Source organism: Streptomyces sp. NPDC045678, from assembly GCF_056432085.1.
The window spans coordinates 17,018-35,389 of record NZ_JBWKJS010000005.1; the positions used below are offsets into that span (position 1 = coordinate 17,018).

An 18,372-nucleotide genomic window follows, 5' to 3' on the forward strand; every position below is an offset into this window, starting at 1 on the left:
CTGAAGGACCGCCGGACCTACTTCTGGAGCACCGCCAGGTCTACTTCTGGAGCACCGCCAGATCCCGTTCCGCCTTCGGCACCTCCACCGTCCCCCGGTCGTCCGGCAGCGGCTGGACGGTGAACATGGGGAGGCCTTCCTCGGGCGCCGACAGCATCCGCGATCCGTGGACCGGGCCGCCGGAGACCGGCTCCACCGTGAGCGCGTACGCACCCTTCAGGCCCGCGGGCGCCGGCGGGTCCGCGATCTCCAGGGTGGTGCCGCCCTTGACCGTGTACGTCTTGGTGGCCGGTGAGCCGCCCTCGGTGCCCGCGGACGCCGTGACCTTCACCTTCGCCGACTTCTCCGGGGCGACCAGCGAGAGCGTGGAGCCCTTGGCGCGGTTGTCGGCGACCGTGGCGCGCGCGCCGACCGCGGGGGTCGCCGGGATGAACGCCGTCTCCTGCTTGCTTCCCTTGCCGCGGGTGACCCGCAGGGCCGCCACCACGGGCACCGACCTGTCGGTCGGCGACAGGACCAGCGAGCCCGCTTCGCCCTTGGTGATGTCGCCGAGGTCGACGGCGGCCGTCATGCCGGACTTGACCTGGAGGCTCTCGTGCCCGGCCGGGGTGATGGTGCCGGTCGGCGAGGCGAGCTGGACCTTCAGGTCGGCGTCGTCGGAGCCCGGCGTGTAGGCCACCAGGCGGACCGAGGTGGCGTCCTTGGGGATGCCGGGCAGGACGAGGCTGTCGGCGGGGTCGGCCGACGCGGGCAGCCAGTCGCCGCCCAGCTTCTCGTCGGAGGACTGCACGGCGGCCGCGACGCGTCCGCTGCGCGCGGTCACGTGCATGGTGAGGTTGGTGACCTTCTTGTCGGCGAGCGTGGACAGCAGCACCGGGACGCTGGAGTGCGGCTGGACCTGGATCGAGTCGCCCACCGCGGACGTGACCTCGCCGTCGGGGCCGAAGAGCTCCACGTCGACGACGGCGGCGGAGTCGTCCGGGTTCGTCAGGTGGATGTAGTCGCTGCGGTCCTTGGCGGTGCTCGCGCCGGGGAACCAGAAGTCCGTGTCGGGCGCCGTGCAGTTGGTGCCGTGCATGCCGCGGCCGCTGCCCGCCGCGTACGTCGTGGTCTGCTGCACGGTCCAGCCGGGGGCGAGCCCGCCGTCGGCGGTGCCGATGAGCGCGGGCGACTCGGCGCCGGACGCCTCGCCCGCGACCGGCTCGCCGGGCGCCTTCTGGGACAGGAAGGGCTTGGCCTTCTTGTCCTTCTCCTTGGCGGCGTCCGTGAGTGCCTTGCTGACGGGCAGCAGTTCCGCCTTGCCCTTGTCCTCGGCTCCGTCCGCCTTGGGGGTGAACGCGGTGTACGAGGTCTCGGCGAGGTCGGAGGAGCTGGGCACCGGGCAGAGCAGGCTGGTGCGCTCGACGGGCAGCCGCACCGCGGCCTTCGCCCCGGCGTCGTCCGTGCCGTCCGAGCCGCCGAACGCGGCGAACCCGGTGACGGCGCCGAGCGCGACGACCACGGCGATCAGGGACTGGGTGGTGCGGTTCACTGCTGGCTCCCGTCGGGGCGCTCACTGTCGGTGCCGTGGGGCGGCTGCGGGGGCGGCGGCGGCATCGGGGGCTGCTGCTGGTCCTGATGCGACTGGCCCTGATGCGACTGGCCCTGGTGCTGCTGATGGCGGTCGTAGGACGCGTCGTACGACGCGTCGAAGGACTGCCCATACTGCTGGTGCCCTCCTCCGTAGACACCGCCCGCCCCTCCGTAGGACGCGTACGGGTCGTACTGGGCGCCGCTCTGGTAGGCGTCCTGCTGGTACGCCTCCTGCACGTACGTCCCTGACGGGTACTGGCCGCCTTGGTACTGGCAGCCCTGATACTGCTGCCCGACGTCGTACGCACTCTGCTCGGCGCCCGCGGAGGCGGGGGCCTGCCACGCGTCGTAGGACTGCGACTGCTGGTGCGGGACCGCGGCGAGTGCCTCCTCCGAAGGAGGAGGCGGTACGTCCTGGCCCGCCTCCTGGGCCGCCTGCTCGTTCTGGGCCCGCAGCCTGCGCGCCCTGCGGCCCTCGCCCTCGACGGCCTGGGCCGGGACGACGGGCTCGTCGGGCAGGTCGTCGTCGACGTCGCGGCGGCGGCCCGGCAGGGCCATCACCACGAGGACGACGGCGAGCGCGCCCTGCGCCCACAGCCAGGCCGTGTGGGTCATCGGGGTGTCGTAGGTGACGTCCAGTCGGCCGCCCGCGGTGGGCAGTTCGAAGCCCTGGGCCCAGCCGTCGACCGTGGTGCGGGGCAGCGGGCGGCCGTCGAGGGTCGCCGTCCAGCCCGGGTCCGCGGAGTCGGCGAGGCGCAGGACGCGGCCCTCGTCGCCGGACTCGATCTTCGTGTGGAGCTCGACGGGACCTGCCGCGACGGGCTCGGGGTCGCCCGTCTTCGGGACGACGGCGGCGCGGGCCACCTGCCGGTCCACGCGCCACAGGGCGCTGCCGTCCTCCTGGCTGAGCCGGGTCAGGCCCGGGGTCGCGTCCAGGGTGCGGCTCATCTGGCGGGGCGCTCCGTCGCGTACGAGGACGTACCGCACCGCGTAGCCGCCGAGCTGGTCCGCCTGGTCGGCGCCGGAGCCCGCGACGAGGCGGGCGACGATCTTGTCGAGCCGCTCGTCGTCGGCGGCCGCCGCGGCGAGTTCCGCGTCGCCGAGCCGGGCGCCCGAGCCCCGTACGAGCGAGTAGGAGACCTGGGCGGCGGAGTCGCTGCCGAGGACGAGGGTGCGGGCCTGGTCCTCCGTGCCGCTCTCCTCCGCGACGAAGGCGGGCACCTGCACGGGGTCGCGGCGCTCCAGCGGGCCGTCGGCGCCGCCGATCATCCAGCCCGCGGCGACGAGCAGCGGTCCCGCGGCCGCGGCGAACGCGATGAGCGCGGCGACCGGCTGGCGCCAGCCGAAGCTCTGCTCGGCGACACGCGCGCGTGCGCCGTCGGCGCCGAGTGCGGCGGCGGCCAGGAGCGCGATTCCGTAGCCGAGCGTGGCGGGTCCTGCCCAGGTCGAGCCGTTCGACAGGACGGCGAAGACCAGCGAGACCAGGGCGGCGGCCCATGCGGTGCGGACCGCGCGCTGCCGCTCGCCGCGCAGCAGGGCGCCGAGCGCGGCGAGGACGATGCCGATGAGCAGCAGGCCGTCCACGGTGCCGGGGCCGCCGGGGCTGGCGCCGAGCAGGTCGGTGGCGGTCGCGGAGTCGGCGCCGAACTCCAGGCCCGCTTCCTTGAAGAAACCGAAGGGCAGCAGCGTCAGGGACCAGGGGGCGAGGACGAGCAGCGGGGTGCCGAGCGCGGCGAGGAACCGCAGGCCGTACGCCGTGATGTCGCCCCGGCGCACCACGAGGAGGGCGAGGCCGAGGACCAGAGCGATCGGCCAGACGATGGGCGCGAAGGCCGTGGCGAGGGTCAGGAGCAGCGTGTACGCCCAGGTGGCGCGCCAGGTGCCGCGGGTGCCGTGCGGGGCCGCGAGGCCGCTCGCGGCGATGCCCGCGCGGGCGATGAGCGGCAGCAGGACGGCGAGGGCGGCGGTGCCGATGTGGCCGCCGGCGAGGGCGCCGGTGGCGGCGGGCAGGAAGGCGTACGCGATCGATGCCCAGGCGCGCAGCAGGCGCGAGGTGACGAGCGGGCGCGAGGCGAAGTACGCGGCGAAGCCCGCGAGGGGGACGGAGCCGACGAGCAGGACCGTGACCGCGAGTCCGGTGGAGCCGAAGAAGAGCGTGGACAGGCCCGCGACGAGCGCGACGTAGGGCGGTGCGCCCTGGGTGCCGCCGGTGCCTACGGGGTGCCAGACGTTCAGGTAGCGCGCCCACAGGTCCGAGGAGTCCGCGGGTGCCGGCAGCAGGGCGCCGCCCGCGAGAGCGCCGGAGCCGAGCAGGGCGCGGCAGGCGATGAGGGAGGCGAAGAGGAGTACTACGAAGAGCATCGGTCCCGGTTTGCGGGCGATGCGCTTGAGGCGGGCGAACTGCTCGATCTCCAGGAAGTCGGCGTCGTCGCCGCCGGGTCCCGACTCGACGGCTCCGTGCCGTCCCGCGCCCGCGGGGGCTTCGGCGTCGTTGCGTCCGACGAGGCTGCCCGCGGCCTGTTCGACGGTGGCGCGCACCGTGGCGCCGGGCGGCGGGAAGAGGGCGCGCATCTCGCCCGCGTCGGGCACGGGCTTGCCGCGCTGTTTACGGGCGGCGAGGAGGCGTCCTGGCCGCAGCAGGGTGGCGAGGAGCCCCGCGACTTCGTCGAGGGCCTGCACGGGCGCCTTGCCGACGAGGTAGGCGACGGTGCGCAGGAGGGTGCCGACGACGACTCTGAAGAGCACCCAGGGGAGCACGGCCGTGCGGGCGTTGACGAGCAGGGTGTACGTGGCGCCGGCCTTGTCGACGCGGTGCGGTGACGTCGCCGTGCGGCCGACGCAGTCGACGGTGCGGCGCTCGCGCGAGGAGGCCTCGGCGTGCCGGACGACGGCGTCGGGGGCGACGAGGACGCGGTGGCCCGCGGCGTGTGCGCGCCAGCACAGGTCGACGTCGTCGCGCATCAGCGGCAGGCGGCGGTCGAAGCCGCCCAGCTGTTCGTAGACGTCGCGGCGGATCAGCATGCCCGCGGTGGAGACGGAGAGCACGGGACGGACGTGGTCGTGCTGGCCCTGGTCCTGTTCGCGCCGGTCGAGGCCGGTCCAGCGGCGGCCGCTGTTGGCGATGGAGACGCCGACCTCGAGGAGTTGCCTGCGGTCGTACCACCCACGGAGTTTGGGGCCTACGACGGCGACTTCCTTGCCGAGCTCCTGTTCGTTCTCGACGACGCGGAGCATTTCGGAGAGGGCGTCGGGGTCGGGCGCGCAGTCGTCGTGGAGCAGCCAGAGCCACTGCACGGGCTCGCCGTGCGGCAGTTCCGGCATGTCGTACGTCTCGTCGCGCCAGGTGCGGCTCACCGGGTCCCAGCCGCTGGGGCGCTTGAGGTACGGCAGCTCTTCGGGGGTGAGGACGGCGGCGGCGCGGACGGCCTCGTCGACAGCGGTGCCGAAGCCGGAGCGGCGGGCGAGGTGCAGCACGCGGTCGGCGCCGAGCGCCTCGGTGACGAGCCGGGCGGAGTCGTCCGCGCTGCCGGTGTCCGCGGCCACGGCGTTCTGCACGGGGCGCTCCTGGCCGAGGAGCCCGGCCAGGGCGTCGGGCAGCCAGCGGGCGCCGTCGTGGGAGACGAGGACGGCGGTCACGATGTGCCGCGGGAACGCGGGCGGGTGTGTCGGGTCGAACCCGGCGGCGGCGGCCTCTTGGTGGGCTGCCGAATGGCTGTGCACGGACATCGAGGTACGGGCCCCGGTTCGATGGACTGCGGTGGACGCCTGCGCCCTGCGGGGGCGCCGGGGCGTCTCGGACGGGGCCCCACACTAACGGCTGGCACAGGAACGGCCCGCCGCCTGTGGATAACCCCTGGGCGACGGGCCGTTCGTTGCGCATTGTTTGAGGGATATGTGTGCCGTACCGGTCGTGCGGCGCGGGCCGACGGGGGTTCAGACCGCGGCCTTTTTCAGTCGGCGGCGTTCACGCTCGGACAAGCCGCCCCAGATACCGAATCGTTCGTCGTTCGCGAGTGCATACTCAAGGCATTCGGAGCGGACTTCGCAGGCGAGGCAGACCTTCTTGGCCTCGCGCGTGGAGCCGCCCTTCTCGGGGAAGAAGGACTCGGGGTCGGTCTGGGCGCACAGTGCGCGCTCCTGCCAGCCGAGTTCCTCGTCCGCGTCCTCGACCAGCAGTTCCTGAACCAGCTCGGTCATGTGCGCCCCTCGTCTGTCTGTGCGTCCCCGTGGTGCTGCTGTGCCGATTTCGGGTGAACGACACGAGTGAAATTACAAGTGCGCCGATCCGGGCCAGTCAAGCCGAGATCTGCTATTGGGCCCCTTATTCACTCTGCGGAACCAAGGCTGTGCGGAAAGTGTTCAAATCGGCCTAAACCATGACACCGTTCGGCGGCCCGCCCGGCGCTCCGCAACGCGTTCCCCCAAAAAGTGATCTCAGTCGGAGATCACTCGGTCGGGTCCCAACGAGAAAGACGACGATGTTTGAGCGTCGGTTGCTGCGCCATGTGTCCGGAGGGGCGTCTGCACAAACCTTTCGCCTGACAGAACAACCGGATGAGGTGAAACATATTCCACATACTGGACACTGAGTTGACACCGGAGGTGTGAAGCGCTGTCCTGGTGGGCATGCTCGCGAACATGGCTCTTTCGATGACCCGCACCAGCGGGTCCATCGGTGCTGCCCACGCGCGCTGTCGCTGTTCCTGCTCCAGCTGTTGAGTCCACTCCAGCTGTCGAGCCGCTTTCTCGCTCCACCTCTCTTCTCCTCCCCTCTCAGCTCTTCTCCACCGTTCTTTCGCTCTCCCTCTGCGCTCCACCTTCCTTCGCGACACCCCAGCACTCTTACGTTGAGGAACCACCGCACGATGAACAGCGACAGCGACCTCCAGATCGCCGGCGACATCCTCGAAGTCCCGCACCTCCTGCAGCCCGCCCGCGAGCACCCCGCCACCGTGGCCGAGTTCGTCGGCCTCGCCCGCGCCATCGCCGCCGACCGCTCCCAGTGGGAGCACCTCGTCGAGTACGACGCCACCAGCCGCTGGTACCACCGCCTGCGCACCGTTCCCCAAGCTCTCGACTCCGCTCGAGCAGGGGAGGCCCCTCTCGGCTACGAGGTGTGGCTGCTCTCCTGGGTGCCCGGCCAGGGCAGCGGTCTGCACGACCACGGGCCCTCCTCCGGCGTCCTCACCCTCCTCGAGGGCGAGCTGACCGAACGCACGGAACACGGCACACGGGCGCTCGGCGCGGGCGCGCAACGCGTCTTCGCGCCGGGGTACGTCCACGAAGTCGTCAACGACTCCCTGGAACCCGCCGTCAGCCTGCACATCTACTACCCCGGCCTCACCGAGATGCCGATGCACTCCGCCCGGTGCGCCGCCGCCGTCGCGCCGGGCGCCGCGGAGGATGTCGTAACCGCCTGACACGGTGTCGTATGCGCCTGACATGCTGGGGGCCATGCGCATTGTGGTTCTGGCCGGCGGCATCGGTGGCGCCCGTTTCCTCCGTGGCCTCAAGAAGGCCGCGCCCGACGCGGACATCACGGTCATCGGCAACACCGGTGACGACATTCACCTGTTCGGTCTCAAGGTCTGCCCCGACCTCGACACCGTGATGTACACGCTCGGCGGCGGCATCAACGAAGAACAGGGCTGGGGGCGTACGGACGAGACGTTCAAGGTCAAGGAAGAACTCGCGGCCTACGGAGTCGGGCCCGAGTGGTTCGGGCTCGGCGACCGGGACTTCGCCACGCACATCGTGCGGACGCAGATGCTGGGCGCCGGGTACCCGCTCAGCGCCGTCACCGCTGCGCTGTGCGAGCGGTGGCAGCCCGGGGTGCGGCTCATCCCCATGTCCGACGACCGCATCGAGACGCACGTCGCGGTCACCGTGGACGGCGAACAGAAAGCCGTGCACTTCCAGGAGTACTGGGTGCGGCTGCGCGCCTCCGTGGACGCGCACGCCGTGGTGCCCGTCGGCGCCGAGCAGGCCAAGCCCGCGCCCGGCGTCCTGGAGGCCATCGCCGACGCCGACGTCGTGCTCTTCCCGCCGTCCAACCCGGTCGTCAGCGTCGGCACGATCCTCGCCGTGCCCGGCATCCGCGAGGCCATCGCCGACGCGGGCGTGCCCGTCGTCGGCCTCTCCCCCATCGTCGGCGACGCCCCCGTGCGGGGCATGGCCGACAAGATGCTCGCCGCCGTCGGCGTGGAGACGAGTGCCGCGGCCGTCGCCGAGCACTACGGAAGCGGACTGCTCGACGGCTGGCTGGTCGACAGCGTCGACGCGGGCGTGGTCGAGCGGGTGGAGGAGGCCGGGATCCGGTGCCGGGCCGTACCGCTGATGATGAGCGACCTCGACGCCACCGCACAGATGGCCCGCGAAGCCCTCGCGCTGGCCTCGGAGGTACGGGCGTGACCTCTGCGACCCCTGCGTCTTCTGCGTCTTCCGCGTCGTCTGTGACCGCTGCGACCCCTGAGACTCCGCCGTCGTACCGCGTGTGGGCCGTGCCCGGGCTGCCCGAGGTGCGGCAGGGCGACGACCTCGCCAAGCTGATCGCGGCCGCCGAGCCGGGGCTCGCCGACGGGGACGTCGTGCTGGTCACCTCCAAGATCGTCAGCAAGGCGGAGGGGCGGATCGTCGAGGCGGCCGACCGGGAGGCGGCGATCGACGCGGAGACGGTACGGGTCGTGGCGCGCCGTGGGGCGCTGCGCATCGTCGAGAACCGGCAGGGACTTGTGATGGCGGCGGCGGGTGTCGACGCGTCGAACACGCCCCCGGGGACCGTGCTGCTGCTTCCGGCCGATCCCGACGCGTCGGCCCGCGCGGTGCGCGAGGGGTTGCGGGACGCGCTGGGTGTCGACGTCGGCGTCATCGTCACCGACACGTTCGGGCGGCCCTGGCGGGCCGGGCTCACCGATGTCGCCATCGGGGCGGCGGGGGTGCGGGTCCTCGACGACCTGCGGGGCAGCGAGGACACGCACGGCAATCCGCTCGGCGTGACGGTCGTCGCCACGGCGGACGAGCTCGCCGCGGCGGGGGACCTGGTGAAGGGGAAGGCCGCGGGGCTGCCGGTCGCGGTGGTCCGGGGGCTTTCGCGGGTGGTCGCGGGTTCGGGAGTGGGTTCGGGTTCGGGTTCGGGTGTGGCTTCGGGTTCGGGTTCGGGCGTGGGTTCCGGTGACTCGGGTGGCGTTGATGCCGGGGCTCGGGCGCTGGTGCGTGCGGCTCGGGACGACATGTTCCGGCTCGGGACGTCCGAGGCGGTGCGCGAAGCGGTTACGCGGCGGCGGACCGTGCGGGAGTTCACCGACGAGGAGGTCGACCCGGGTGCGGTGCGGCGGGCCGTCGCGGCGGCGGTGACCGCGCCCGCGCCGCACCACACGACGCCGTGGCGCTTCGTGCTCCTCGAGTCCGCGGCGTCACGGGTCGAGCTGCTCGACGCGATGCGGGACGCGTGGGTCGCGGACCTGCGGCGGGACGGGAAGTCCGAGGAGGCCATCGCGAAGCGGGTGCGGCGGGGGGACGTCCTGCGCAAGGCGCCCTACCTGGTGGTGCCGTGTCTGGTCATGGACGGCTCCCATACGTACGGGGACGCGCGGCGGGATGCGGCCGAGCGGGAGATGTTCGTCGTCGCGATGGGGGCGGGCGTGCAGAACTTCCTGGTCGCGTTGGCCGGGGAGCGGCTTGGGTCCGCGTGGGTTTCCTCGACGATGTTCTGTCGGGACGTGGTGCGGAATGTGCTGGGGCTGCCGGGGTCCTGGGAGCCGATGGGGGCGGTGGCCGTGGGGCATCCGGTGAGGGAGCCGGGGGTGCGGGGCGGGCGGGTCGTCGAGGAGTTCGTGGCGGTTCGCTAGGGCGGTGACTTGGGTGCGGGCGGTGTTTTTTGCGCAGTTCCCCGCGCCCCTGGAACTCGCCCTCCGGCCGTTGTCGGCTGCGGGCCGTGGGTTGTTTTTGCGCAGTTCCCCGCGCCCCTGAAACTCGCCCTCCGGCGGTTGCCGCCTGCGGGCCGTGGGTTTTTTGCGCAGTTCCCCGCGCCCCTGAGACTCGCCCTCCGGCGGTTGTTACCTGCGGGCCGTGGGTTGTTTTTGCGCAGTTCCCCGCGCCCCTGGAACGCTTCCCCGGCGCCGTGACATCCCGCCCGCGGGGCGCGTTCAGCTGGGGATCGTGGGCTGATTTTGCGCAGTTTCCCGTGCCCCTGGGGCGCTTCCCCGGTGCGTTTCGTGTGGGGTGGTGGGGGTGGGTCAGGGGCGCGGGGAACTGCGCGGCCTGCCCCCACCGGGTCGCGGTGGGAGACGAGGCCAGTCGGCGGGGCGCAGTGGGCGGTTGGCGCGGCAGGGCGCAGTGGGTGGATGGCGTGGTGGGGGTTACCAGTGGGCGATGTTTGTTTTGCGCATTTTGGGGTCTCTGCGGGGTGGGGTTCGGCCGCTCAGGAGGATGAGGCGGGCCGCCCTGTGGCGCTGGCCCTCGTAGGGGGCGAGGAGGGCCAGCATGTCCTCGTCGTTCGCGTCGCGGTTGTCCGCCAAGGCGTGGCCGATGATGCCGGGGAGGTGGACGTCGCCGACCGTCACCGCGTCGGGCGCCCCATTGCTGCGCTGGACCGTTTCCGCCGAGGTCCAGGGGCCGATGCCGGGGATGAGTTCCAGGCGCGTCCGGGCCTGCGGAGGGTCCATCGATGCCGCCTCTTCCAGGCGGCCCGCCCGCGCCACCGCGCGCAGAATCGTGGACGACCGCTTGTTGTCGACGCCCGCCTTGTGCCACTCCCACGACGGGATGAGGGCCCAGGCGCGCGGGTCCGGCATCACGTGCATGCGGGCCTGCGCGGGGGTCGGACCGGGGGCCGGCTCGCCGTACTTGCGGACCAGGAGGCGCCACGCCCGGTACGCCTCGTCCGTCGTGATCTTCTGCTCCAGGATGGAGGGGATCAGGGATTCCAGGACCAGGCCCGTACGGCCCAGGCGCAGCCCCGGGCGACGGTGGGCCGTCATGGCGACCAGACGGTGGCGGGGGGTGAAGAGCGTGGGGTCGTCCGTCGCGCCCAGGAGGGCGGGGAGGCCGTCGAGGAGCCAGGGGGCTCCCGGCCCCCAGGCCTCCGCCTCCACCGAACCGCCGCGCGCGGCGACCCGCAGCGTGCCGGGACCCAGCGGCGTACGGCTCGCGCGCCACACCGAGCCGTCCGGCGTCGCACGGAACGTGGGGTCGTGCGGACCGCGGCGCAGCGGGCCCAGGGTCAGGCCCAGGTCCAGCGCGTAGGGCGGCTGCCAGGTGCGGGTCAGGGCCGCGGTGGCCTGGCGGGGAACGCCGGTGGGTACCGCCGTCTCGCCGCCGCGCACAGTGGTGCGCGTGGGGCGCGGGGCGAAACGGGACGACATGTGTATGAGGGTAGGGGACGTGCCGCCCCCGGTGCGTGCTTGCTACTGGTCCGAGGAGAAGCGAACGGCACCTGCCGGCAGCGTCGCCTCGCACCACACCCGTACGCCGTCGCGCAGCTCGTTGTCCGCGCCGACGGTCGCGCCGTCGCCGATCACCGCTCCCGACAGCGTCGAGCGCGCCCCGACCCGGGCGCCCGCGCCGATCAGGGAGTCCGAGACGACCGCGCCGGGTTCGACGACCGCGCCGGACAGGACCGTACTGCCGGAGATCCGCGCGCCCTCTCCGATCCGCGCGTTCTCGCCGATCACCGTGCCGCCGGTGAGCTTGGCGCCGGGCGCGACGTCGGCGCCGGCCATGACCAGGTGCTCGCCGCAGCGGCCGGGCACCGCCGGGGAGGGCGCGCGCCCGAGGACCAGATCCGCCGAGCCTCGTACGAACGCCTGGGGCGTCCCCAGGTCCAGCCAGTACGTCGAGTCGACCATGCCCTGGAGGTGGGCGCCGGAGGCGAGGAGGTCGGGGAAGGTCTCGCGTTCGACGGAGACGGGGCGGCCCGCGGGGATCGTGTCGATGACCGAGCGGCGGAAGACGTACGCTCCCGCGTTGATCTGGTCGGTGACGATCTCCTCGGGGGTCTGCGGCTTCTCCAGGAAGGCGGTGACCCTGCCGGTCGCGTCGGTGGGGACCAGACCGTAGGCGCGCGGGTCGTCGACCCGGGTCAGGTGCAGGGAGACGTCCGCGCCGGACGTCTCGTGGGTGTCGACCAGGGCGCGGATGTCCAGGCCCGTGAGGATGTCGCCGTTGAAGATCAGGACCGGTTCGTCGGGGCCGGAGCGCAGCCGCGACGCCACGTTGCGGATGGCGCCGCCCGTGCCGAGGGGCTCGGTCTCCGTGACGTACTCGATGTGCAGGCCGAGGGCCGAGCCGTCCCCGAAGTACGGCTCGAAGACCTCGGCGAGGTAGGAGGTGGCGAGGACGATGTGGTCCACGCCGGCCGCGCGGGCCCGCGCCAGCTGATGGGTGAGGAACGGGACGCCTGCCGCCGGGACCATCGGTTTGGGGGTGTGGACCGTGAGGGGCCGCAGCCGGGTTCCCTTGCCGCCGACCAGGAGGATCGCTTCTGTCACCTGTCGTCTCTGCTTCCTGCTGGGGCCGGCCGAACTTGAGTTTCGGCCGGCCAGTGTATGCAGATGGATGTGCAGGTCGTGCAGGGCGTGCGGGTCTTACAGCCTGCGGGTGGTGCGAGGCGTACGGGTGGTGCATGGGCCTACGGGTGGTGCCGGGGCGTACGGGTGATGCTGGGACGTACGGATGGTGCCGGGACGTACGGGTAGTGCCGGGACGTACGGGTAGTGTCGGGCGTGTCCTCAGCGGCCCTGGAAGCGGGCCGACGTGGACCGGGCCTTGCCGAGCTTCATGTACAGGCGGCTGCCGGGGCACTCGGTGGCGAATCCGTCCCGATGCCCGGAGATCACGCGGAGCCGGACGTTCTTGCCCTTCTTGTACAGGTTGCCACCGCCCGACTTCAGGTAGGTAGTACCGCGCGGGTTGGCTCCGTACAGGCCGAGCTTCCACGCGGTCAGCCGGGCGATGGCGTTCACGGCCGCCTTCGGCGGGCTGGAGTAGCTGTAGGTGCCGAGGACGGCGATGCCCGTGCTGTTGGTGTTGAATCCGAGAGTGTGGGCCCCCATGACCGGCTTGGCCACACCTCCGGCACGTCCTTCGTAGATGTTTCCGCACTTGTCGACGGCGAAGTTGTAGCCGAAGTCGCGCCAGCCGCTGCTCTTGACGTGGAAGCGGTAGATGCTGCGGATCACCGCGGCGGACTGTGAGCAGCGGTAGTTGTTGCCGGTCGCGCTGTGGTGGACGAAGGCGGCCTTGACCGTCTTCGTGTAACCGAAGCCCCTCTCACGGAGCTTCTCGTCGGCGCCCCAGCCCTTGCGGGTGATGATGCGCGGGCGCGGGCCGACGTACGGGCGTGCCTTGGTCCCCGCCTTGCCGCCGCGCGCGGCGATGAGGTCGTCCTCCGTCTGCCGCTTCGTCAGGGCGGGGATCACGGGGGCGCCGATGGGCGCGAGGTCCGCGTTGGCCGCGGAGGACTCGGCGGACAGCTCGCTCATCGAGGGGGCGCGCGGCGCCTTGTGCCCGGGGTTCCGTGCGGGTGGCTCGTCGCCCGGGCCGACGAGTTCCAGGCGGAGGCCTTCGGGGAGAGGGGTGGCCGCGGAGCCGGTGACGAGGGCGCGATTCGTGGCGGCGGGGGCTTCCGCGCGTACGCGGATCTCCACGCCGTCCGAGTCGCCGACCCACAGCGGCGCGGTCGAGCCGCGGACCGTGCCGGCGGCGCGCTCGGGGGTGCCCGGGTCGGCGGCGTGCTCGTGGTTGTGAGTCTCCACGTGCTGCCAGTCGGACCAGCTGGTGGTGCCGGTCGCGCGGGTGCGGACCTGGACGGTGCCGTGCAGTTCCGCTTCGGGGTCGTTCCAGACGACGCCGACCAGGGAGAAGGGGCTGACATCGCGCCGGTCGAGACCCTGTTCCCGTGCCTCGGCCGCGCCGAGTGCGCGGTCGGAGCCGAGCGGAGTGAGCGGGATGGACTGGGTGGTGCCGGGGACCGCCTCCGTGGCGGGCCCGGCGGCCGACGGTGCGCCTGGCGCCGCGGCTCGGGCGCCGGACGACGGCAGTGTGAGGGGCAGGGCCAGGGCGGCCGCGCACGTGACGCCGATCGAGGAAGCTAGAAATCCACGCATACGTACGATCGTTGGCATAGCGGTGCTTTTCTGTCCATTGGGGAACTGACGGGGCGTCGGCCAAGTGTGGGTGATCCGGTCACGCGGTACTCCCCCGCCACGCCGGGGGCGCGCGGTGGTCCGCGTACGCTTGCGCCCGTGAACGCCAACGACCGCACCCCTGCCGACCTGCTGCGATCCGCGCTCGCCTCGGACCCGGGCCGCCCACTCGTCACCTTCTACGACGACGCCACCGGTGAGCGGGTGGAATTGTCCGTCGCCACCTTCGCCAATTGGGTGGCCAAGACCGCCAATCTCCTCCAGGGCGATCTCGCCGCGGAGCCGGGCGACCGGGCCGTGCTGCTGCTGCCCGCGCACTGGCAGACGGCCGTGTGGCTGCTCGCCTGTTCGTCGGTGGGCGTGGTCGCTGACGTGGGCGGCGATCCGGCGTCGGCGGATCTCGTCGTCAGCGGGCCCGACTCGCTCGATGCGGCGCGCGCGTGTTCCGGGGAGCGGGTCGCTCTTGCGCTGCGGCCGCTCGGGGGACGCTTTCCGCAGCCGCCGGCCGGCTTCGCCGATTACGCGGTGGAGGTGCCGGGGCAGGGGGACCGGTTCGCTCCGTACGCTCCCGTGGACCCGGACGAGCTCGCGCTCGTGGTCGACGGGGTCGAGCTGACGGGCTCGGAGGTCGTCGCTCGGGCGCGTGCGGACGCGGGGCGGTTGGGGGTCGCGGAGGGGGGCCGAGTGCTGTCCGGGCTGCCCTATTCGACGTGGGACGGGCTCAGTGCGGGGCTTTTCGCGGCGCTGGCCGGGGGTGGTTCTGTGGTGTTGTGCCGGAATCTGGACCGGCTGCCCGAGGGTGGGCTGGAGAAGAGGGTGGGGGATGAGCGGGTGGGGGTTGTGCGGCGGTAGGTGGGCGGGGTTGGGGGGGCCGGTCCCCGGTGCGGGTCCGTCGTGGCTTGTCGCGCAGTTCCCCGGCGCCCCTGACACACCGCCCTGCGCGTCCCCCGACGCCCCTGGTATGCACCCGGGTGCGGGCCCGTCGTGGCTTGTCGCGCAGTTCCCCGCGCCCCTGAAGAACCCCCGGCACCGTTCCCCGGCGCCCCTGACACACCGCCCTGCGCGTCCCCCTGCGCCCCTGGCGTGCACTCGGGTGCGGGTTCATCGTGGCTTGTCGCGCAGTTCCCCGCGCCCCTAAAGAACCCCGGCACCATTCCCCGCGCCCCTCTGCCCCTGTCCCCTGTCCCTGTCCCTGTCCCCCGTTCAGCCCAGCCCCTCCCCCGGCCCAGAGGCCTGCCGGGGCTTTGCGGGCCATGGTCGTAGTGGACGCAGTACGCAGCTACGCAGCCGTGAGGGGTGGACGCACACGTGGGTGAGGATGCAGGCAGCCACTCCGGAGTCGGTCCCTCTGGAACGGGAGAGGGGCCGGCCCCCTACGGGCCCGGCGTGGGGGCCAGTGCCAGCGGAGTGGGGGTGGGGCTGCGGAAGAGGCGGTGGGTGCGGTACTGCGCCGTCGGGGTCGCTGCCGTGGTGCTCGGGGCCGGAGGCCTCGGGTGGGCCGCGTACCAGAAGCTCAACGGGAACATCACCACGGACACGGACGCCGCCGCCGAGCTGGCCCGGTACGAGAAGGAGCGGCCCACGCCCCTCGTGCACGACGCGCAGAACATTCTGCTGCTCGGCTCCGACACCCGGGCCGGCCAGGGCAACCGCAAGTACGGCAGGGACCCCGGCACCCAGCGCTCCGACACCACGATCCTGCTGCACCTCGCCGCCGACCGGCGGAGCGCGACCGCCGTGTCGATCCCGCGCGACCTGATGGTGGAGATCCCCAGCTGCCGCAAGCCGGACGGCTCCCGGACACAGGCGCGGTTCGCCCAGTTCAACTGGGCCTTCGAGTTCGGCGGGACGGCCTGCACGATCCGTACGGTCGAGAAGCTCACCGACATCCGCGTCGACCACCACATGGTCGTGGACTTCGCGGGGTTCAAGGGCATGGTCGACGCGGTCGACGGCGTACAGGTCTGCCTGCGGGCGCCGATCGACGACTCCGACGCGCACGTGAAACTCGCGCCGGGACTGCGGACCCTCAACGGCGAACAGGCGCTGGGTTTTGTCCGCGCCCGCAAGAGCCTCGGCAATGGCAGCGACACCGACCGGATGGACCGGCAGCAGAAGTTCCTCGGCGCGCTCGTCAACAAGGTGCAGAGCAATGACGTCCTGCTGAATCCGACGAAGCTGTATCCCGTTCTCGACGCGGCGACTTCCTCGCTGACGACCGACCCGGGACTCGCAAGTCTGCGGGGTTTGTACGAACTGGTGCGCGGCATGCGCAATATCCCCACGGAACGGGTGCAGTTCCTCACCGTGCCGCGTCAGTCGTACACGTACGACGCCAATCGCGACGAGCTCGTCGAGCCCGCGGCGAAAGAGCTCTTCGCGCGGCTGCGCACGGATGCCCCCGTGGCCGTCGACCCGCGGCAGCCCGCGGAACAGGCGCGTCAGGAGTCGCCGGAGGGCGCGTACGAAGAGGGGTCCTCCGTTGAAGGCGAGTCCTCCGCCGAGGAGGAGTACGACGGCTCCGGCGAGGAGTGGAGCGACGAGAAGCCGGACGATCCGTCGGAGACGCCGTCACCCGCGCCGACATTCCGGGGCAACACGGCCGCCGGATCCACCTGTGAGTAAAACGATCCCCAAGCGAAGGGCTCGCCCCACTAAGAAATAGGGCGGATTGCCCAGTTGTAGGGGAGTGGAATTTGTCACCGGCGTCGTTCGACGCTGAACTGGGCGGATAGTGTGAGCGATCCGGTGCGCCAAGGCCCTCTCGGCCATGCACCGCTGAACCTGACCGAGCGCCTTCTTGAGGGGGGAAAGGCGCCGCGTGGCCCCGACGGAGGACGCAAACAACCGTGGACGCGCAAGGCCGTGGGCGGGCGGAGAACATCGACCCCGCAGACCAGTGGGTTCTCAACCCGGACACCGGTGACTACGAACTGCGACTGAGCCCCTCCGCTGGGCAGTCGTCGGTGCCAGGACCCCGTGGATCGTCACCCCGGCAGGGCGGCCGCGGCCGCTCCGCGCCGGGCCGTGAACGCTCCCGCCCGGACGAGCGCGACGAGCGCCGCGAGGTGCCGGGGCAGCGCAGGCGCCGGGTGAAGGAGCCGGAGCCCGGCTCGGGCGGACGGCGCAAGCAGAATCCCCGCAGTAAGTCCAAGGGCAAGGGCAAACCCAAGGCCAAGGGCAAGAAGGTGCTGGTCTGGACGGGCGGCACGCTGGCCTTCCTGCTCGTCGCGGGCTGCACCGGCGGCTATCTGTACTACCAGCACCTCAACGACAACATCACGTCGATAGACGATGACGGCGCGGGCACCGGCGGCTTCAGCAAGGACCGCGCCATCAACATCCTCGTGATGGGCACGGACAAGCGCAGCGGCAGCGGCAACAAGGGGTACGGCGACGAGGGAAGCGCCGGTCACGCCGACACGACGATCCTCCTGCACGTCTCCAAGGACCGTACGAACGCGACCGCGCTCAGCATCCCGCGCGACATGATCGTCGACATTCCGGACTGCCCGACGAAGCAGAAGGACGGCAGCGAGAAGGTCATCCCGGGCAGCCAGAAGGTCCGCTTCAACGAGAGCCTCGGCCAGAGCGACCGCACGCCGAGCTGCACCATGCGAACGGTCACCAAGATCACCGGCATAAAGATGGACCACTTCATGGTGGCCGACTTCAACGCGGTGAAGACGCTCTCCAGCGCCGTCGGCGGTGTGGACGTCTGCCTGGCCAAGGACATCGACGACCCGAAGTCGCACCTGAAGCTCTCCAAGGGCAAGCACACGATCGAGGGCGAGGACGCGCTCGCGTTCGTCCGTACGCGCCACTCGGTGGGCACCGGCGGCGACTTGAGCCGCATCGAGCTGCAGCAGCAGTTCCTCAGCGCGCTCATGCGCAAGCTCAAGTCGAACGACACCCTCTCCAACCCGAAGAAGATGTTCAGCCTCGCGGAGGCGGGCACCGAGGCCCTCACCGTCGACTCCACGATCGCCGACATCATGAAGCTCAAGGACCTCGGCATGGAGCTGGGCAAGCTCGACATGAAGAACCTGAGCTTCGCCACGGTCCCGGTCGTCGACAACCCGGCCGAGACGGTCCACACCACGGTCGTGCCGAATCCGACCAAGTCCGAGCAGCTCTTCGCGATGATGCGCGCCGACCAGTCGCTCACCGTGGTGAAGAAGAAGGAGAAGAAGGAGAAGGCCGCGGTGGCCGCCCGCCTCAAGGGCCCCAAGGCCGACGCCTCCGAGGTGCGCGTCGACATCTACAACGGCAGCGGCAAGACGGGCGCCGCTCAGACAACTCTCACGTGGCTGCAGAACACTGAGGGCGTGCTCAAGTCCAGCCAACTGGGGAACGCGCCCTCGGACATCAAGAAGACGACGCTCGAGTACGCGCCGGCCCAGGCGGACCAGGCCCGTCGGCTCGCCGACATGATGGGGCTTTCCGGCGCCGCCCTCAAGCCGGGCAAGAGCGAGAAGAACGCACAGGGCCTCCCGGCCATGAAGCTGACGCTCGGCGGAGACTTCAAGGGCGCGGGGGTGCCCGTTGATGCTTCTTCGAAGGCACCGAAGGACATCGACAAGGTCGAAGCGGACAAGGTTAAGTGCGCCAAGTGACCTGAAGCGGTCGTTCTGCGTCTAACAATGCGCCAAGGCGT

Annotated in this window: 12 protein-coding genes; 6 read left to right on the forward strand and 6 right to left on the reverse strand. The window is 71.7% G+C overall.

The annotated features are described in order from the left end of the window. Nucleotides 1-40: 40 nt before the first annotated feature. The 3 genes from AC07DO_RS18190 to AC07DO_RS18200 all read right to left on the reverse strand — a co-directional run bounded on the left by AC07DO_RS18190 (nt 41) and on the right by AC07DO_RS18200 (nt 5,769). Entirely contained in the window at nt 41-1,531 is a 1,491-nt protein-coding gene (locus tag AC07DO_RS18190; protein WP_479060762.1) for a DUF5719 family protein, read from the reverse strand. Beyond that, nucleotides 1,528-5,298, reverse strand: a complete 3,771-nt coding sequence (locus AC07DO_RS18195) for a glycosyltransferase family 2 protein (RefSeq protein ID WP_479060765.1) — start codon at nt 5,296-5,298, stop codon at nt 1,528-1,530. Before AC07DO_RS18195 ends, AC07DO_RS18190 begins: the two co-directional genes overlap by 4 nt. Nucleotides 5,299-5,505: 207 nt before the next feature. After that, a complete protein-coding gene (locus tag AC07DO_RS18200; RefSeq protein WP_016642094.1) occupies nt 5,506-5,769 on the reverse strand; it encodes a WhiB family transcriptional regulator in 264 nt (87 codons plus the stop codon). A gap of 668 nt (nt 5,770-6,437) precedes the next feature. On the opposite strand from AC07DO_RS18200, the gene AC07DO_RS18205 reads away from it, so the two are divergent. From AC07DO_RS18205 to AC07DO_RS18215, 3 genes are read left to right on the forward strand one after another with little or no spacing between them, the layout of a single operon-like run. Further along, the gene (locus tag AC07DO_RS18205) at nt 6,438-6,992 is read left to right on the forward strand and encodes a cysteine dioxygenase (protein ID WP_479060766.1); all 555 of its coding nucleotides are present in this window, start codon (nt 6,438-6,440) and stop codon (nt 6,990-6,992) included. 34 nt (nt 6,993-7,026) lie between these two features. Continuing rightward, nucleotides 7,027-7,983 carry a 2-phospho-L-lactate transferase gene (cofD, locus tag AC07DO_RS18210; RefSeq protein ID WP_479060768.1) on the forward strand — a complete coding sequence of 319 codons (957 nt, stop codon included), beginning with the start codon at nt 7,027-7,029 and terminating at the stop codon, nt 7,981-7,983. A gap of 41 nt (nt 7,984-8,024) precedes the next feature. After that, nucleotides 8,025-9,419 carry a coenzyme F420-0:L-glutamate ligase gene (locus AC07DO_RS18215; RefSeq protein ID WP_479060769.1) on the forward strand — a complete coding sequence of 465 codons (1,395 nt, stop codon included), beginning with the start codon at nt 8,025-8,027 and terminating at the stop codon, nt 9,417-9,419. A gap of 510 nt (nt 9,420-9,929) precedes the next feature. On the opposite strand, the gene AC07DO_RS18220 is transcribed toward AC07DO_RS18215, so the two are convergent. The 3 genes from AC07DO_RS18220 to AC07DO_RS18230 form a co-directional block, all read right to left on the reverse strand. Next, the gene (locus tag AC07DO_RS18220) at nt 9,930-10,934 is read right to left on the reverse strand and encodes a DNA-3-methyladenine glycosylase family protein (RefSeq protein WP_479060770.1); all 1,005 of its coding nucleotides are present in this window, start codon (nt 10,932-10,934) and stop codon (nt 9,930-9,932) included. Nucleotides 10,935-10,976: 42 nt separating this feature from the next. Beyond that, nucleotides 10,977-12,059: a mannose-1-phosphate guanylyltransferase gene (gene manB / locus AC07DO_RS18225; protein WP_479060772.1), complete on the reverse strand. Its 1,083-nt coding sequence runs from the start codon at nt 12,057-12,059 to the stop codon at nt 10,977-10,979. A 240-nt stretch (nt 12,060-12,299) separates the two neighbouring features. Beyond that, a complete protein-coding gene (locus AC07DO_RS18230; protein WP_479060773.1) occupies nt 12,300-13,676 on the reverse strand; it encodes a peptidoglycan recognition protein family protein in 1,377 nt (458 codons plus the stop codon). Nucleotides 13,677-13,814: 138 nt separating this feature from the next. Between AC07DO_RS18230 and AC07DO_RS18235 the strand changes: the two genes are divergently transcribed. The 3 genes from AC07DO_RS18235 to AC07DO_RS18245 all read left to right on the forward strand — a co-directional run bounded on the left by AC07DO_RS18235 (nt 13,815) and on the right by AC07DO_RS18245 (nt 18,331). Then, a complete protein-coding gene (locus AC07DO_RS18235) occupies nt 13,815-14,567 on the forward strand; it encodes a TIGR03089 family protein (protein ID WP_479060775.1) in 753 nt (250 codons plus the stop codon). 534 nt (nt 14,568-15,101) lie between these two features. Beyond that, nucleotides 15,102-16,340: an LCP family protein gene (locus AC07DO_RS18240; RefSeq protein WP_479060776.1), complete on the forward strand. Its 1,239-nt coding sequence runs from the start codon at nt 15,102-15,104 to the stop codon at nt 16,338-16,340. Nucleotides 16,341-16,564: 224 nt separating this feature from the next. Next, nucleotides 16,565-18,331 (forward strand): LCP family protein, encoded by a 1,767-nt coding sequence (locus AC07DO_RS18245; RefSeq protein ID WP_479060778.1) that lies wholly within the window; start codon nt 16,565-16,567, stop codon nt 18,329-18,331. The last annotated feature ends 41 nt before the right edge of the window (nt 18,332-18,372 follow it).